The following is a 14,989-nucleotide window of genomic DNA, read 5'->3' as shown; positions in this document are numbered from 1 at the left end:
TCAGAAGTCATGAGAAACGACACAGCGTCAGTACCCAACCAATCGCTTACCGAAGACATCGTCGAATGGCTCAATGACGAAATTCGCTCACAGCGCTTAAAGCCCGGCGACAAGCTGCCAAGCGAAAAACAGCTTGGGGAGCAGTTCTGCGTGAGTCGTTCCGTCGTACGGGAAGCCCTGTCACAGCTTAAATCAGAAGGGATTGTGAATTCTCAGCAAGGACGCGGCGTGTTCGTGAACGAGCGCGGCTCACGGCAAGCGTTTCGTCTCGATGCTATGGCCCTGAACGATGCCGAAGGATTGGAACATGTCATTGAGCTACTGGTGACGCTCGAAGCCGCTGCAGCCCGCTATGCAGCAGTACGCCATACGCCTGACGATCTTAAGCGGATCAAACAGGCTTTGGTAGGCATGGAATACGCGATCATCAACGACCGCCTAGGAGACGAGGAAGACTATGCCTTTCATCAGGCAATCGTCGACTCGACGAAGAATCCTCACTTCTGCATGCTCAACGAATATCTGGAACGCCATGTCCGACGCCTGATTCGTCAGGCACGGACGAATACAGCTGCCAACTATCAAAATCTGATAGAAGCCGTACAAGATGAGCACAAGGCAATCGTTAAAGCAATTGAGAACAGGGACCCGGCCGCAGCCGCGCTTGCCGCTGAGACGCATCTACGTAATGCAGCCAAACGGCTGAACAAATATTTACCAGACTAGCAAGTAAGTTCTATTCACCAAGATGTCGCTCAATAGCGCACACGGTAGTAGGTACGCCAAGGTGTTACTCACGCCACTCCCCTCGTTAACGAGTCCAATGGTTTTGCTGCACACCTTCGCGAGACCAATTCAAATGCCGGAAGAACCCTAGGTTGGGTAAAGCGATCTGGCGTCGTATCCAGAAGTTGCTGAATTGCAGTAATTCCATGAATTGACTCACTCTCTCATTCCTTCTTGCCGCAGCTTTGGCAAGAAGAAATGGGAATTTCAGCGGGGCTTTCTTTCTTGGGCCAATACCAAAACTTGGACACCTTCCCGCCAAGATATTCGCAACGGAGGAGTGATTACGATCAAACAGTCCCGCAATTTTCCGAAGAGCGCTCCCGTCTTGCAGTGATCCCACATCAGTCATTGCCTTCTGACTATCTGCGTAAATGGCCCTTGTTCGGCCTCCCATTGCAACACTCCTGCTGTTCGCACAACCTTAGTTAGAATGGAGCACTTACCGATTGAGCTCGCCACCCAAAGCGGACATCCAGAAATTTGACCGAATTAAGATTAACCCAGGTTAATCTTTCCAACGCCGGAATAACACACTTGCATTAACGCCACCAAAACCGAAACCGTTCGACATCGCATGTTCGATCTGAAGATTGCGAGCGGCGCCAGTAACGATGTCGATACCGTCAGCATCAACATCTTTTGTTTTAAGGTTCAACGTTGCAGGTGCGACTTGATCACGAAGTGCCAGAATAGTAAAAATGGCTTCGATACCTCCAGCAGAACCGAGTAAATGGCCTGTACCGGCGGCACAGTCTGCAGTTCAAGATTCAGATCTGCAGTGACGTTCGCAGCGGGAAGCTTGGACGTCGAGAGGCGCTCAAGACGCACAACTTATCAGCCAATCTCATGCAGATGTGGCTGGGGCAGTTTGATCGTGGTGAGCTGGATCGGGAAGATGCGGCGGCATCAACGGTCGCAGAGTATGAAGCGCACATTGCCGCTTTGGAGCGGAAGGTCGGCCAGCTCACGATGGAGCTCGATCTCCTTAAAAAAACACCGCGACTGCAACTCGTCAGCAACAACGAGAGCTCATCGATCATCAGCGGCCCCCGGCCTGTTCCATCCGAGGGGGATGCCAAATGATCGACCTGCCGCGTAGCACCTACTATTACCAGCCTAAACCGGCCATGGCGGCACTTAACGATCATGATCTGACTCAACTAATAGGAGACATCCATGATGTCTTTCCTGGATATGGTTATCGTCGAATCACTTTGGAGTTGAAGGCGCGCGGACACATCGTGAATCACAAGCGCGTGTCCAGGATCATGCGCGAGCACAAGGTGTATGGCCACCATCGGCGCAGGTTCAAGCCGGTGGCCGGTTCTGAGGCTGATGTCGCAGTCTTTCCCAATCGCTATCGCAACGTCATTCCAGCGGAGCCAGATCATGTTTGGGTAGTCGATATCACCTATATCCGAATTGCTTCCGGCTTTATCTACCTGGCCGTTGTCCTGGATGCTTGCAGTCGTAAGGTGATTGGCTACGCCTTATCCAAGCGTATCGACACGCCCTTGGCCCTGGCCGCGCTGACGGCGGCTTATAGAAGTCGCAAGCCGGCGCCCAACACATGCATTCACCACACCGACCGCGGGTGCCAATATGGAAGTGCTTTGTACCGAGAGGCGCTGGAAGAATTCGGCCTGATTGGTTCGATGAGCGCACCAGCCAACCCATATCACAACGCGCAGGCGGAGAGCTTCATGAAGACGCTCAAGGTGGAAGAGGTCTATCTGGCTGGTTATGAGAAATTCGACGATGTGGCCGGCAGGCTGCCATACTTCATCGAAGAGATTTACAACGAACGGCGTATGCACTCAGCGCTGGGCTATCAATCACCCAACCATTTCGAAGCACAACTCGCTCGGCAAGCGGCTTAGTTTCTCCATCAACCTTGGTCCAGCCCGAGGGGTTCACTCCAAAAGTGGGTCAGTTTTCGGTGCAAATCTACACAGATGCACGCGGACTTGTGTTTGTTGGGATTTGAAGGCTCTTATGATCGCGTTGCTGCGTTCGCCCGGCAATGGAAAGTGGATCAGTTAGATAGGGTCAATGCTGCGAGCAAAGGAACAGCGCTAGATATACAAAAGCCCGCAGATGCGGGCTTTTTTCTAGTGTATGCCGTGTTCTGAAATTCGAGACTCGAAAGAATCAAGTAATTGATCCGCTTGAGATTCTAAGTAAAACTCACTTTCGATAGGCATCTTTTTCAAGATATCTTGCGCGTTTTCGAAAGCATCTCGTAACTCGAGTTTAGAAGGTTGGGACAACACTAAGTAAATTTTAAATTTTTCGGAGGAGCTTTGGATACTCGTTATTTGCCCCAAAATTCGATGTGCCTTTTTCTTAATTGTCTCAGAAGACTTTAGATCAAATGAAATGGGCTCAACACAATGCCATATGCCATTCTTCCAAGCAGATTTGAACTTGACTGAATCGTCTTCCACTCCAATAGTCTTCTCGACAAAGTATTGATCGATTCTTCGCTGCTCTAGCCCTTTGTGGAAGTTTCTCCATACGTCCGCATCGCTCTTTTGCAAAGATGAATTATCAACGTCGTACTTAGTCACATATCGAGCAAATAGCTCAGAAAATTTTGCCTCAGGGTCTATCGCCCTCCCTGGTTGCGAGGGTGTCCATACGAGTGCACTGTCGTCGGGTGGATTAATCGACCTAAGCATGTCGTCTAAACTCATTAATTGAGTCACCTCTGAAAGCTCTAGATGCGATTTCCCACAAATATCGCTTAGATCCCTAAATCGATCTGCGACATTTCTAAGCATTGACTTAAACGCTTCAGTATCTAAATCCGGAAAAGTTTCGGAGACACGTCGAGCAGTTCGCCTGCAAGCCACTTTGAGAAACTTATCTTCAGGACAGTGCAGAGCGAAGCCTACGTTAATAAATTCTCCTGTCGCGACATCGTGGACATACCGAAGCACTGAAAAAAAGTACGTTTTCCTATTTTTCATCTCAACACCTTTAAGGCATTCTCCGTGATTGTACGAATGTTACGTTTAACATCTTTAAGGTAGGACAAGGTTTCTTGAAGCTGGCTCTGATCTGGAACCCATTCGTCCGGAATTGCAGTACCGTATTCGTCAATCCGTTGCTCAGTAATGGCATCCCATGCATCCACAAAGCGATCAAAGTCCATGGGTGGGCTTGAGAAGTAAGGCCCCGCAAATATATGCTTCTCGGCATCCCTCAGCTGGTCTACCCCATTGGCACTCCACGGCTCAGTCCAGAATAAGTATTTCGTAAAAGTAAGCTCATGATCGAACAAGACCAACTGCTCTCCCAACACTTGGCAGTTGGGATTTACGGGACGTCGGTCGCTGTTGATGATGATGTGGTCGAAGACCGCTACTTCGGCCGCAGATTGAGTAAGCCCTTCGGGAATAATTTGTCCGTTTTGCCAAGCAGCGTGACCAGTAACTAATCGCGATCCAAACGCATACTTACAGCTACTCTTGATGATTGTCTTCACCTCGTTGTCGCCAATTAAATCTGCAAACTCAGATTCAAATTCCACGATAAACGGTTCTGGTACGGGCAAACCCAGGTCAGCCGCTAACATTGCGGCTATCGCTTCATATGCAAGCCCCTTGGGGCCCTCGAAGAGCTTTGCTGAGCACTTGACCACCAGTTCGACAGAAGTGCCATCCTCGAGTTCGCAATCAAATAAGCTGGGAATATTTCGACCGCTCCCCATTCGACGGACGAAACGCGTGGCTAAGACGGAATTAAGCATAATATTTTTGTACTTTTATCTCGCGCGAATTATAGCACCTCCGCCCAGCCTGGATGCCAAGCCCTGCGCGGGTTGTATCGAAATTGCACCTACACACCGACATCGCCCGGCATAGAGAGAAAAACGTATGGACTGAGTTTTAAATACAGAAAATACGTCTGTACGTAGACAAATACGCCCCCAATGTTGCCAGAATGAAAACAATCCACATAAAAACCCCCTTTAAAAGCTTAAGCACAGTTGGGGTCATTGATGAGCAGTTCACGGGCTCTATATTGCGATAAAACGCCTGTCGTCGGTAATGGAGGAGCGCATGTAACTAACAAGAACGCCCCATTTTGATGCATGATCGAAGCTATCTGTAAGTGGACGCAGAACGACGTACAAAAGCCTTTGCAAAGCCCTGTCTACGTAAAAAGTCTTGAATCTGGTCGACAGGAGTAATGTGTTTCGGTCCCAAAATGACCTCAGCTATGGCATCTTCCTTGGGCTCCACGAGCTTGTATGTTTTAAACGGTATGACACGATCCACGACAGTGCGATATTCGCAGGGATCGTCACCACCTAGGACTAAATGATGCAGCAATCGCCATTCCTTTTCTTCTGCAAACGCCATTGACTTGTGTCGATAAAGAATCGGAAACAATTCCCATAATCGAACATGTGCTGCCTGCGTCTCTTTTTCATAACGCTTCTTTTCTTCGTCAGGCATCCACTCGCCAATAAGGACAGTGAGAGGTCTCTAAACGCGCCGTCATGGATATGTTCTGAAATTTTCTCAACAATTTCGCGAAGACTCTCTTCTTGTGTAGCCGAATCATAGATCACGGGTTCGAGTAAAAAGCCACCATGCGGCCCCTTATTGTGTTGCCGCCCCATAGACCGTAAATACTCGCCTGAAAAACCAATAGCGACGCCGGCCCCATCTTGAGCGTATCCACGCCACTGGCTTAAGAGATCCCCTTCTGCAGATAGGCAAAATCCCAGCCCATCACTAATCTTCGCAAAAATGGAAAGAGAATTTTTGAGCGCTGTCATCACTTCAGAAGAGAAATTTTCTCGCTGCGCCATATTCAGAAAAGTTTCAATTACATGCTTTCCTTCATCGAATCATTTGACAATGATAATGAAGAGAGTCGGACAGACGAACTACTGGTAATTGATACGAATGTTTGAGATGTGCAGTAGTGATAAAGAATGGATTCCATAAATATATGGGATGAAAATCACTGATTAATGTCGATAAAACTGGGTAAGCCAAAACTGCATATCAAGAGCTTCGAGGTTTTGATGGAAGTAGAGCAATTCATTTAAATAGATCTGTATGCCGGCGAGAGACTCCCTCTTTTGTTGATCACTTAGTTCTGGCGTACCCGATATTTGGGTGCGAATATGTTGCTCCAATTTGTCCGGGGTAACAGTCCATAACGTGTCTCTAAATAAATCGTTATATCTGGTGAGATTTCCCGAACGACGGACTTTCTCTTGATAGCTCTCCACCAATTCCGGCGGGATATTTGCGCCCATAGTGTTAAATTCAAAGGTCAATTCCATTGCCGTGTCACGTACAAGCGAGTCATATTTTTTGAGCCCGACAAGTATTAGTTTTATTGAACTTCGCTGTATCCAGGGACGTAAAATTGCGGATATCTCAAGTAACGAATACTTGCTGGACAATAAATTACGCTTGACGCCTTGCATCGTCTCGTATTCTTCCTCAAACGTTGGCGGCCCACCCGTGCGGCCTATCCGGCTGTAGAGCGTTACTAGAGCGACAGAGGTCACCTTCGTCAGGTCCTTCAATTGGGCGAGAGCGACTTCCGCTTTATCGATCGTATCGTCCAACTTCTTCATCTTCGCTTCTATCCCAAAACCCTTCAGCAATTCGAAACGATGCAGCGTCGCTGCAAACAGCAGGATAAGACCTGCCGCCATGCAAGTAGCTGCTAGCGCCGCATTGTCGCGGTAAATTGACCATAGGCCGCCCGCAACAGAGAGGATACCCGCCACGGTAAGTGCCCCGTCGACGACAAAGAGTTGAAATTCTCGTATGCCACTGGTTTTAACGTTGGCATTTTCCATGCCGGCTCCTCTTTCATTTATTAGAAAGGATATGCCACCAGGAGTTGCTACGCCCTGGGCACATCCAAAGGGCGCCACTGCGGGATCCGATTTTGAAAAAATAACCGTGTCAGCGTGGCGAAATATCTATCTGTTGCTCGCGACATCTCGTAGATGCTTACTTTGAGATTTTCCCTGACATAAAATCATCGTAAAGGTCCAACTCTGTCTTTGATGGGGCTGGCAATGTCAGGTCGAGGTATCGCAGTCCATTCGCAACATCGCGACGGTTCACATATCCCATCCCATATTTTTCGTTCTCCAGCTCAAAGTCGAGCGAGCCGCACCACTGATTTATACGCCCATATCCGGGCATGCGTGCCGGAGTATTTGGACTTCCACTGACTTCATGCTTTGCCAAGGCAACCCTAAGCCACTCCAGTCGCTTAAATTGGATATGAAGATGCCGACGATGTGCATCAACTTCGCTGATTGGGATTTCTCCGCTGAGAATTTTTTCAATCTGTTTGATACGTATAGTTACGCCATATCGATCATCCTCCGCGAATTTCTCCTTTAGAAACTTCAGCTTTACTTCGAGTCCTGAATTCGCGTGCCATTTAATCAGTTCTCTTATTCGCTGGTCCCACGTTCGTACCAATTCATAAGCAGCGAAGATCCACATTTGAGATTGTGCGAGAAGAAAATAGGTCTCCCCAGGCGTTCGCTCCTCTAGCAAATATACTCGTAGGTTTTGATACTCAATCTCCGTCAGAAATTGATCTACAAGTGCTAAATTAATCGCTTGGGAGCGTAAAAACATGTCGTCCCAAAAGAAATGAAGCTTACCCAAGGATCTTGGAAGCGCCATAAAATCTATTTCTTCGGGACCCTCATACCTCGGAGGATCTCGTCCTTCGTTATCCTCATCTTCAAAATCGTCTTCAGTTTCCATACTTCCATCGCGACAGTTAGCGGAAGAAATCCGCTCTTGGCCCCGGCCCGATAGCTTCCATTTGACCGGCCAAGTCTTCTCCTGAAATGCGCCGTACAGCAGACGCTGCCACAAACTGAGCATCTAGAGCCAATGCGATAATTTCCAGACGGCTTAATTTTGTTTCTCGGTAGCGCTCGTCAACATAATCTGGAAACTTCTTGAGAGCGGCAAGCAGTAAATGATCGTCTCTATGCCCTCTTTCTAGAGTCATTTTCTGCCCAAGTTTAGTCAAATCATGCCCAAACAATTTACGATCTTTCAAATCTCTTTCTGAGACACCAAGATTCAGCAGGGTCCCCTTGAGCGCCAATTCTGCCGTTAAGCATATGGGCTGCAATATGGCACTGTTTGCGGATCCAGACTGGGAGAGACTTTCTGCAACCAGCTTCAACTGCTCTGCGGCGAGCCCCCAGAATACGGATGCGTTGTGTGATCGCGTTCCACGCTCGATGCCATAGACTAGGTCATGCATATCTGCAAAAGCAAACGCCGATTTTTCAGCGATCATACGATCGTTACGACACCATTCAGCCCACTCACGATGATTCGAAAAGCCTAGTCCTTGATCCACGGCGATAGTGACGACGCCGAAGACGACACCGATAGTCACTTTTCTAACGCGATCAATCGACGCCGCCAAGCCCGTCCCCATACCCGGCCATGTATATTCGACTTCAGGGATCAATCGAGCATACGCAAGTTCTAGTTCGGCTATTTGCGGATTACTGTTGAACCCCATTGAAAACTGCACGCCAAGAATGTCCATAGCAGCATGTGCCGGGCGAGCATGGAATGGTATGCCTTCAATGGCATACCGTTCATCAAGTTTAAGTAAGTCACTATCTGTGAATGTGATCATTTTATTTTTATCGTAGTGATGTAAGCGTCTTCTCTAGATACTCAGAATTGTCTGCAGTAGATAAATAACCTTTGCTCGTGTACCACGCCAATATCCACTCATTGGATATATTCAAATCAAGGCTATAAGGTTTCAATTGAATTCTTTTGCATCCCAGATCAATTGCACGCGCTTCCGCAAACGAAAGCAATTTTGATCCGGCTCCCTTGGATCTGAACTCTGGTAGTACATTAATTTCATATACAAAACCGATTCCCTTTTCAGACCAATCTTCATAAGAGAGAAAGGCAATCTCCACATCATCTTTCCATGCCAGATAATTAGTTACTCTTGCGTTGGTGCCTTTAACTGCCCTCTCACGGAGGAATGGATTTTGGATATCAGTCAGATGTTCAACGATGGCAATGTGCAAAAATATTCCCCAAAAAATAAAAACTTCCTAATTGAAATCCTGCCTCGCCAGTATTTGTCGGCGCTGGCGAGTTGTCATTTCGAGGTATACCAACCTTCAACGTAGACACCTTCCGACCCAGTCTCCTTGACTTCACATGCAAAGGTTTCGCCATTTGTCAGAGAACCTGTGACGATCGTAGGCTTATCTCGGATAATTTCCAATTTTTGCTTCGTTGATTTCTGAATGCTGGCCAGACACGTTTTTATGGTTCTGAACTTAGCCGAATAGATTTCACTGGCGCCACTTGTTGCTGCAATTGCCGCAAGACCGATGACAAGGCTCAGCTTGGCAATATTCTTGTTAACGTCCATTTCCCCAAACCCCTCAAGTTAATTAATGATGACCGCGGATTCATTCTCGATAGTTGCCAATGACTGACGAAGATTGAGACCAAAGGTTGTTTGGTGTCGACTCTGCGCTACAGTTTGCATCTCCATCTGGGTAAGTTCGATACCACAACCTCAAAGAATATCGTTTCTCAAATGTTTGAGAAGCCGCATAGTTGCTGGAGATTGCGGTAGTTGGTCGTTCCAGAGAATTTTGAATTTTCGCCAGCACCACTTGTCGGTGAGCCTGACTACGTTGTAGCGCGTGGCATCGACCCCTTTGAGCGCAAGCTCTGGAATAATCGCAATCCCCATTCCTTCTGACACCATGTTTCGAACGGCATCAAAGCTGGTAACGAGCACAGATAGGGGAATTTTTCGCTTCAGCGCCCTGGCTGCCATCTGCGACATCGTGTGAATGGAAGCGCCGCTCTGCATCATGATGTGCTTTTCATCGAGCGTGTCCTCAAAGCGGATGCGTTTACGCGATGCGAACTTGTGATCGCGGGGCACGATCAGCACCAGCGGATCGGTGACGTAAATTGCTTCGGACACGCCTGCCACGCTATCGGTCGGCGCGCATATCCCAAGGTCCGCCTCCCCTGCTTTTACGGCATGAGGAATGGCGTCACTCAGTTTCTCAACCAGCTCGATGCTCACGTCCGGGTATTCGGCCATGAAGGTATGAAGCTGGGCCGGAAGGTAATAGCACAGTGCGGTCATGTTGACCCATATGCGGACATTGCCTTTGATCCCGGAGCGATGCTCGCTGATGTCGCAGTCTATCTGGCGCAGTTGACCGAGTATGCTTTTGGCGTGCTGGTAAATGGAGAGGCCGGCTGCGGTCGGCTCCACACCCCTGCTGCGGCGGCGCAGAAGCGGTACGCCGGCCTCCTCCTCCAGATCGGAGAGCCGGCGACTGATGGCGGAAGTGACGATGTTGCCCGGTTCGGAGGCAGCGGAAATGCTGCCGTGCTCCACCACCAGCACAAACAACTTCAATGTATCCAGATCGAAACGCATAAGGGCCTGACTGATTTTCCGGTTTGCGATAGCTCCCCTAGCAAATGATCACGGCTGGATCATACCCGTCCTGTTAGCCTGCACGGTCAAAACAGGAGACTGCAGGCATGCCGGACAGCAAAACACTTTTCGAGAAGCTTTGGGAGCGCCACGTCGTCGCAGACTACAAGTCGTCTGTGCTGCTCTATATCGACAAACATCTGGTCAATGAAGTCACCAGTCCGCAGGCATTCGACGGCATTCGTGCTGCCGGCAGGAAACTATGGCGGGCGAGCTCCGTCGTCGCGACGGCCGATCATAACATTCCCACCCTGAACCGACAGCAGGGCATGCATAACCGTGCGGCGCAGGAACAGTTGCAAGCCCTGGAAGAAAACTGCACCCAGTTCGACCTGACCTATTTCTCGCTCAACGATCCCCGCCAGGGAATTCTGCACGTGGTCGCGCCCGAACTGGGCGATACGCTACCCGGCACCACGATTGCATGCGGAGACTCTCATACCACCACGCACGGGGCCTTTGCCGCGCTTGCATTTGGCGTCGGCACCTCGGATATCGAGCAGGTCCTGGCAACCCAGACACTCACCGTGCCCAAGCTGAAATCCTTGCGCGTTGAGATCGACGGAACGCTTCCGCCCGGGGTCTACGCCAAAGACGTCGCGCTTGGATTCATCCGCGAATTCGGCACGGACTGCGCCGTGGGCCACGTGCTGGAATTTGCCGGAAATGTGGTTTCCGGCCTGAGTATGGAAGCGCGGATGACACTCTGCAACATGGCAACAGAAGCCGGCGCCAGAGCCGGACTGATCGCGGTGGACGACATTACGATCAATTATCTTGAAGGACGTCCGTTGGCGCCGACCGGCGAACAATGGGCCGCCGCCGTCGCATACTGGAAGACCCTGCAGTCCGACCCCGGCGCACGCTACGACAAAGTGCTCCGCTTCAATATCGATGCCTTGACTCCGCAAATCACCTGGGGCACCACTCCGGCCATGTCCGTCGGCATCAATGAATCGATTCCATCGCTCGCAAGCTTCTCCGATCCGGCTGCGCGCAAGGCTGCCGAAAACGCGTTGAAGTACATGGGGCTTACCGACGGTACGCCGATCCGATCCCTGCTGCTGGACAAGATCTTCATCGGCTCCTGCACCAATTCGCGCATCGAGGATTTGCGCGTCGCCGCCGGGATCGTGGAAGGAAAAAAAGTGGCTGCCAACATCCGTCAGGCCCTGGTCGTTCCCGGCTCCGGTCTGGTGAAAAAACAGGCTGAAAGCGAAGGCCTGGACAAGATTTTCATGGATGCCGGATTTGAGTGGCGGGATGCCGGCTGCTCTATGTGCCTGGGAATGAACAACGACCGTCTTTCCGATGGTGAGCGTTGCGCCTCGACCTCCAACCGCAACTTCGAAGGACGGCAAGGCCATGGCGGCCGCAGCCATCTGGTGAGTCCGGCGCTTGCCGCCGCGAGCGCCATCGCAGGACATTTCTGCTTGCCGGGAGAATACTGATGACGCCCTTTGTCCAACTCACTTCCCATCTGGTGCCGATTGAGCGCGAGAATGTCGACACCGATGCGATCCTGCCGAAACAGTACATGGCGATGATCACGCGCCAGGGCTACGGCGCCTACCTGTTCGACAGTTGGCGCTACCGGGAAGCCGGCGCTCCCGGCCAGGATAATTCCCATCGCACGCCCTATCCCGACTTCCCTTTGAACATGCCGGTATACGAAGGTGCACAGATCTTACTGGGAGGAAGAAATTTCGGATGCGGATCCAGCCGCGAGCACGCGGTCTGGGCGATTCAGCAACATGGCATTCGCGCTCTGATCGCCAGCAGCTTTGCCGACATCTTTTATGGAAATTGCATTCGCAACGGCGTGCTTCCAATCTCGCTTCCCGCAGAGACCGTGGCGGCGCTGTTCGATCTGGTCAGGCAGCATGGCCGGGTGGAAACGACCATAGACCTGAAAGCCCAGCAGGTACGCGTCGCCAATCAGCACGCTGAAATCGCCTGTTCTTTCGAGATCGAGGCGCGGCACAAATCTTCGCTCTTGCTAGGGCTGGATGAAATCGGACGGATTCTGGCGGAAAACCGGACAGCACTTGAGAAACTGGAGGCGCGACGGTTCGTTGAAGAGAGTTGGCTAAAGTAAAAATATTCGTTCAATAAGATGAGGAGCAGACAATGCTAGAAGCGACAAACGCCGTATCACCCGCGTCCAGAAAATGGAACGCACGATTGACCCCGAAACACTGGAAGACATTGAAAGGAGCATTTCTCGGCTGGATCTTCGACGGCTATGAAGCGCTGGCCCTGATTGTCGTCCTGTCACCGTTGCTCAATTCCCTGCTGACGACAAGCCAGGCTGCGTCCAAGCCATTCTATGCCGGCCTGGTGATCGGAATCACGCTACTCGGATGGGGGATTGGCGGCTTGGTGGGCGGCGTGCTGGCTGACTACATCGGCCGCAAGACCGTCATGATGTGGTCCGTCTTCCTGTATGCACTCTTTACCGGACTGACCGCGTTTTCCGACACCATCGTAACGCTGTGCGTCCTGCGCTTCATCACAGGCCTGGCCATGGGAAGCGAATGGAGCACCGGCATTGCGCTGGTAGCCGAAACGTGGCCGCCAGAAGCCAAGGCAAAAGGCGCCGGCTTCCTGCAATCCGGCTTTGGCTGGGGCACACTCGCCGCCGCCTTCATCTGGTACGTCCTGCAATTGATCGGCCCCATCGGCGTCGACAGCTGGCGTGTGATGTTCGTGGTCGGCGCGCTGCCGGCGTTCTTCGTCCTCTATATCCGCAAGGATGTCGACGAATCGGAAGAATGGATTACCGCGCTCAAGAGCCAGGAATGGGGCGCCACCGAACAATCCACCGAAAAGGGCGGCAAGCGTCCGTTCACCCTGAAGCAGGTTTTCACCGAACGCGAAGCAGTCCGCCGCATTCTGCTGACGTCCTTGTTGTCGGTGGTGAGCATTGCCGGCTGGTGGGCGGTGTCGAGCTGGCTGACTGAGTACACGCGCATTCTCAGTGCGGCGCAAGGAGGCCAGTTCCATTGGGATTCTTATGTCTCGCTGCTCTACACCGCCGGCGCAATCGTGGCCTACATGGCGTCGGGTTTCATCGCTGACAGCATTGGCCGGCGCTGGTTTCTCTTCCTCACCTTTGCGGGATCGCTGGCAACCACGTTTCTAATTTACAGCTATGCCTCGACACCGATGGAAATCCTGATCTTTTCGCCGATCAACGGTTTCTTCACGCTGGGTTGTGCATTTGCGTGGCTGGCGATTTATCCCTCCGAGTTGTTCAACACCTCGGTGAGATCGACCGCGGTGAGCTTTGTCTTCAACTCGGCGCGATTACTAGCGTGCCTCTTTCCCATCGCCGCCGGCGCAATGATCAAAGCCTTTGGCGGCATCGCTCCTACGGCCCTGGCATTCGGATCGATCTACGTGATCGGCCTGATCGTCCCCTGGTTCTTGCCTGAGACGGTCGAACGCAGCAACTAAAGGAGAATTTTCTCCATCTCATCCCGCGAATTGGAATTGATTCCTTCGCGGGATTTTTTTTGGATGGCCGCCCCAACGTCCGGCTTGCTTAGCGCGACAAGCTCTGATCCTTTATCCACGCAATGACAGCGTCGGCAATATCCAGATTATTGCGATCCTGCATCAGCATATGTGAATTGCCGTGCATGCCCAGCGCTGTCGTTTCCATGATTGACACATGACCGCCGGCCGCATTGACCGTTGCGGCGAAAGCCTTGCACGCCTGGAAGCGTGCCGACCATCCGGGAGAATCCGCGATGAAGTCTCCGTAAAGCAAAAGAACAGGCACTTTCCGATAAGGGTCCGGGTCCGCGCTGGCGGCCGGACATGCCGTGGGCTCCACCGCAACGACGGCCTCAACGCCGGTGCCGCCCTGCGCCAGTACCTGGAACGGATAGATGCCGGACTGGGAATGGCTGACCAGGATGGTTTTGGCCAATTGGGCAGAAAGAAGCGAGAGCGAAGAGACCGTCGGATTAGGCGTCCCCATCGAATACGCCCAGTCCGGGACCATTTGTTTCCAGAACTGGCCTTGCGCCTCCAGCGGGAATTGCATGCCCGGATACGACTCCGGATAGCGCGGCCCGAACCGGAACAACAACCAGGCGAACTCCCTGCCGACCTGGAACCCGCCAGGAAGCTTATCCGGAGGTAACTTCCCCGTCTTGACGGCCCCAATTGCGCTCGCATTGCTCGCGGATCTGCCCCGAGCGGCTTGATCAACTACATAAGAAGGAAAGCCCTTTCTGACGAAGTATTCCGCCCAGCCAATGCGTCCGTCCGGCGTGGTTTCCCATTCGGCTCCGGTCAAGCAGCATCCATGCACAAAGACAACCGCATCCTTTGCTGCTGCGACCGGCACCTGATACTGCACGTACATCTGCTCGATGCTGACCGTACCTTTGGCGTCTGCCTGAGGCAAAGTGGACAAGGTATCCGAGGCGACATCCCGCCCCCCGACAAAAAAACTTCCTTGCTTCTGAAGCACCAAGGGTGTCTGAATATTGATGTTCTGCGCCACGGATACGGCTGTTGCGAGAACCAAGATCGATAAAACTACTGCTCGTTTTCCAAGCGTCGTACACAACATGAAGATCTCCTCGTTTTATCATTTTCAATCATGCAGATTTCTGACAAGAGAAATCCAAACGCTTTGCCGGAATTGCCA

At 51.4% G+C, this 14,989-nt stretch carries 16 protein-coding genes and 1 pseudogene; 6 read left to right on the top strand and 11 right to left on the bottom strand.

The window, feature by feature from the left end; genetic code table 11:
• Positions 1–9 precede the first annotated feature (9 nt).
• The gene (locus DXT88_RS06185) at positions 10–726 is read left to right on the top strand and encodes a FadR/GntR family transcriptional regulator (RefSeq protein ID WP_265212010.1); all 717 of its coding nucleotides are present in this window, start codon (positions 10–12) and stop codon (positions 724–726) included.
• A gap of 568 nt (positions 727–1,294) precedes the next feature.
• On the opposite strand, the pseudogene DXT88_RS06180 reads toward DXT88_RS06185, so the two are convergent.
• Positions 1,295–1,534, bottom strand: a pseudogene (locus DXT88_RS06180) (beta-ketoacyl-ACP synthase II); the annotation flags it as partial.
• 101 nt (positions 1,535–1,635) lie between these two features.
• Here DXT88_RS06180 and DXT88_RS06175 point away from each other — a divergent pair.
• Positions 1,636–1,872, top strand: a complete 237-nt coding sequence (locus tag DXT88_RS06175; RefSeq protein WP_265212009.1) for a hypothetical protein — start codon at positions 1,636–1,638, stop codon at positions 1,870–1,872.
• Positions 1,821–2,669 (top strand): IS3 family transposase, encoded by an 849-nt coding sequence (locus DXT88_RS06170; protein WP_321161106.1) that lies wholly within the window; start codon positions 1,821–1,823, stop codon positions 2,667–2,669. The genes DXT88_RS06175 and DXT88_RS06170 overlap by 52 nt, the downstream gene beginning before the upstream one ends.
• 231 nt (positions 2,670–2,900) lie before the next feature.
• Here DXT88_RS06170 and DXT88_RS06165 read toward each other — a convergent pair whose 3' ends face one another.
• The 9 genes from DXT88_RS06165 to DXT88_RS06125 form a co-directional block, all read right to left on the bottom strand.
• Positions 2,901–3,761: a DUF3037 domain-containing protein gene (locus DXT88_RS06165; RefSeq protein WP_265212008.1), complete on the bottom strand. Its 861-nt coding sequence runs from the start codon at positions 3,759–3,761 to the stop codon at positions 2,901–2,903.
• Entirely contained in the window at positions 3,758–4,543 is a 786-nt protein-coding gene (locus DXT88_RS06160) for a HipA family kinase (RefSeq protein WP_265212007.1), read from the bottom strand. Before DXT88_RS06160 ends, DXT88_RS06165 begins: the two co-directional genes overlap by 4 nt.
• Positions 4,544–5,113: 570 nt before the next feature.
• Entirely contained in the window at positions 5,114–5,614 is a 501-nt protein-coding gene (locus DXT88_RS06155; RefSeq protein ID WP_265212006.1) for a DUF2971 domain-containing protein, read from the bottom strand.
• A 162-nt stretch (positions 5,615–5,776) separates the two neighbouring features.
• On the bottom strand, positions 5,777–6,625 hold the full coding sequence (locus DXT88_RS06150) for a hypothetical protein (protein ID WP_265212005.1): 849 nt from the start codon (positions 6,623–6,625) through the stop codon (positions 5,777–5,779).
• Between the two features lie 157 nt (positions 6,626–6,782).
• Positions 6,783–7,559, bottom strand: coding sequence for a hypothetical protein (locus DXT88_RS06145; RefSeq protein ID WP_265212004.1), 777 nt, complete (start codon positions 7,557–7,559; stop codon positions 6,783–6,785).
• Positions 7,560–7,575: 16 nt separating this feature from the next.
• Positions 7,576–8,460 (bottom strand): hypothetical protein, encoded by an 885-nt coding sequence (locus tag DXT88_RS06140; protein ID WP_265212003.1) that lies wholly within the window; start codon positions 8,458–8,460, stop codon positions 7,576–7,578.
• Between the two features lie 7 nt (positions 8,461–8,467).
• Complete coding sequence (locus DXT88_RS06135; protein ID WP_265212002.1) at positions 8,468–8,872, bottom strand: GNAT family N-acetyltransferase; 405 nt, start codon at positions 8,870–8,872, stop codon at positions 8,468–8,470.
• Between the two features lie 74 nt (positions 8,873–8,946).
• Entirely contained in the window at positions 8,947–9,225 is a 279-nt protein-coding gene (locus DXT88_RS06130; RefSeq protein WP_265212001.1) for a hypothetical protein, read from the bottom strand.
• A gap of 150 nt (positions 9,226–9,375) precedes the next feature.
• Complete coding sequence (locus tag DXT88_RS06125) at positions 9,376–10,263, bottom strand: LysR family transcriptional regulator (protein ID WP_265212000.1); 888 nt, start codon at positions 10,261–10,263, stop codon at positions 9,376–9,378.
• 107 nt (positions 10,264–10,370) lie between these two features.
• Between DXT88_RS06125 and leuC the strand changes: the two genes are divergently transcribed.
• The 3 genes from leuC to DXT88_RS06110 all read left to right on the top strand — a co-directional run bounded on the left by leuC (position 10,371) and on the right by DXT88_RS06110 (position 13,782).
• Positions 10,371–11,774 (top strand): 3-isopropylmalate dehydratase large subunit, encoded by a 1,404-nt coding sequence (gene leuC / locus DXT88_RS06120; RefSeq protein WP_265211999.1) that lies wholly within the window; start codon positions 10,371–10,373, stop codon positions 11,772–11,774.
• Complete coding sequence (leuD, locus tag DXT88_RS06115) at positions 11,774–12,421, top strand: 3-isopropylmalate dehydratase small subunit (RefSeq protein ID WP_265211998.1); 648 nt, start codon at positions 11,774–11,776, stop codon at positions 12,419–12,421. Before leuC ends, leuD begins: the two co-directional genes overlap by 1 nt.
• 110 nt (positions 12,422–12,531) lie before the next feature.
• Positions 12,532–13,782 carry an MFS transporter gene (locus DXT88_RS06110; RefSeq protein WP_265211997.1) on the top strand — a complete coding sequence of 417 codons (1,251 nt, stop codon included), beginning with the start codon at positions 12,532–12,534 and terminating at the stop codon, positions 13,780–13,782.
• 88 nt (positions 13,783–13,870) lie between these two features.
• Here DXT88_RS06110 and DXT88_RS06105 read toward each other — a convergent pair whose 3' ends face one another.
• Entirely contained in the window at positions 13,871–14,911 is a 1,041-nt protein-coding gene (locus tag DXT88_RS06105) for an alpha/beta hydrolase family protein (protein WP_265211996.1), read from the bottom strand.
• Between the last annotated feature and the right edge of the window lie 78 nt (positions 14,912–14,989).

The sequence above is a fragment of the Herbaspirillum lusitanum genome (genome assembly GCF_026127345.1).
Lineage (GTDB): Bacteria > Pseudomonadota > Gammaproteobacteria > Burkholderiales > Burkholderiaceae_D > Herbaspirillum > Herbaspirillum lusitanum.
Note: the sequence above shows the minus strand (reverse complement) of the source record. Positions and strands in the feature narration are given on the sequence as shown.

Bases quoted from the DNA above. Each gene is read 5' to 3' on its own strand.
- DXT88_RS06185 (WP_265212010.1), top strand. From the start codon at position 10: ATGAGAAACGACACAGCGTCAGTACCCAACCAATCGCTTACCGAAGAC.
- leuD (WP_265211998.1), top strand. From the start codon at position 11,774: ATGACGCCCTTTGTCCAACTCACTTCCCATCTGGTGCCGATTGAGCGC.
- DXT88_RS06130 (WP_265212001.1), bottom strand. From the start codon at position 9,225: ATGGACGTTAACAAGAATATTGCCAAGCTGAGCCTTGTCATCGGTCTT.
- DXT88_RS06125 (WP_265212000.1), bottom strand. From the start codon at position 10,263: ATGCGTTTCGATCTGGATACATTGAAGTTGTTTGTGCTGGTGGTGGAG.
- DXT88_RS06155 (WP_265212006.1), bottom strand. From the start codon at position 5,614: ATGGCGCAGCGAGAAAATTTCTCTTCTGAAGTGATGACAGCGCTCAAA.
- DXT88_RS06105 (WP_265211996.1), bottom strand. From the start codon at position 14,911: ATGTTGTGTACGACGCTTGGAAAACGAGCAGTAGTTTTATCGATCTTG.
- DXT88_RS06165 (WP_265212008.1), bottom strand. From the start codon at position 3,761: ATGAAAAATAGGAAAACGTACTTTTTTTCAGTGCTTCGGTATGTCCAC.
- DXT88_RS06175 (WP_265212009.1), top strand. From the start codon at position 1,636: ATGCAGATGTGGCTGGGGCAGTTTGATCGTGGTGAGCTGGATCGGGAA.
- DXT88_RS06150 (WP_265212005.1), bottom strand. From the start codon at position 6,625: ATGGAAAATGCCAACGTTAAAACCAGTGGCATACGAGAATTTCAACTC.
- leuC (WP_265211999.1), top strand. From the start codon at position 10,371: ATGCCGGACAGCAAAACACTTTTCGAGAAGCTTTGGGAGCGCCACGTC.
- DXT88_RS06140 (WP_265212003.1), bottom strand. From the start codon at position 8,460: ATGATCACATTCACAGATAGTGACTTACTTAAACTTGATGAACGGTAT.
- DXT88_RS06160 (WP_265212007.1), bottom strand. From the start codon at position 4,543: ATGCTTAATTCCGTCTTAGCCACGCGTTTCGTCCGTCGAATGGGGAGC.
- DXT88_RS06145 (WP_265212004.1), bottom strand. From the start codon at position 7,559: ATGGAAACTGAAGACGATTTTGAAGATGAGGATAACGAAGGACGAGAT.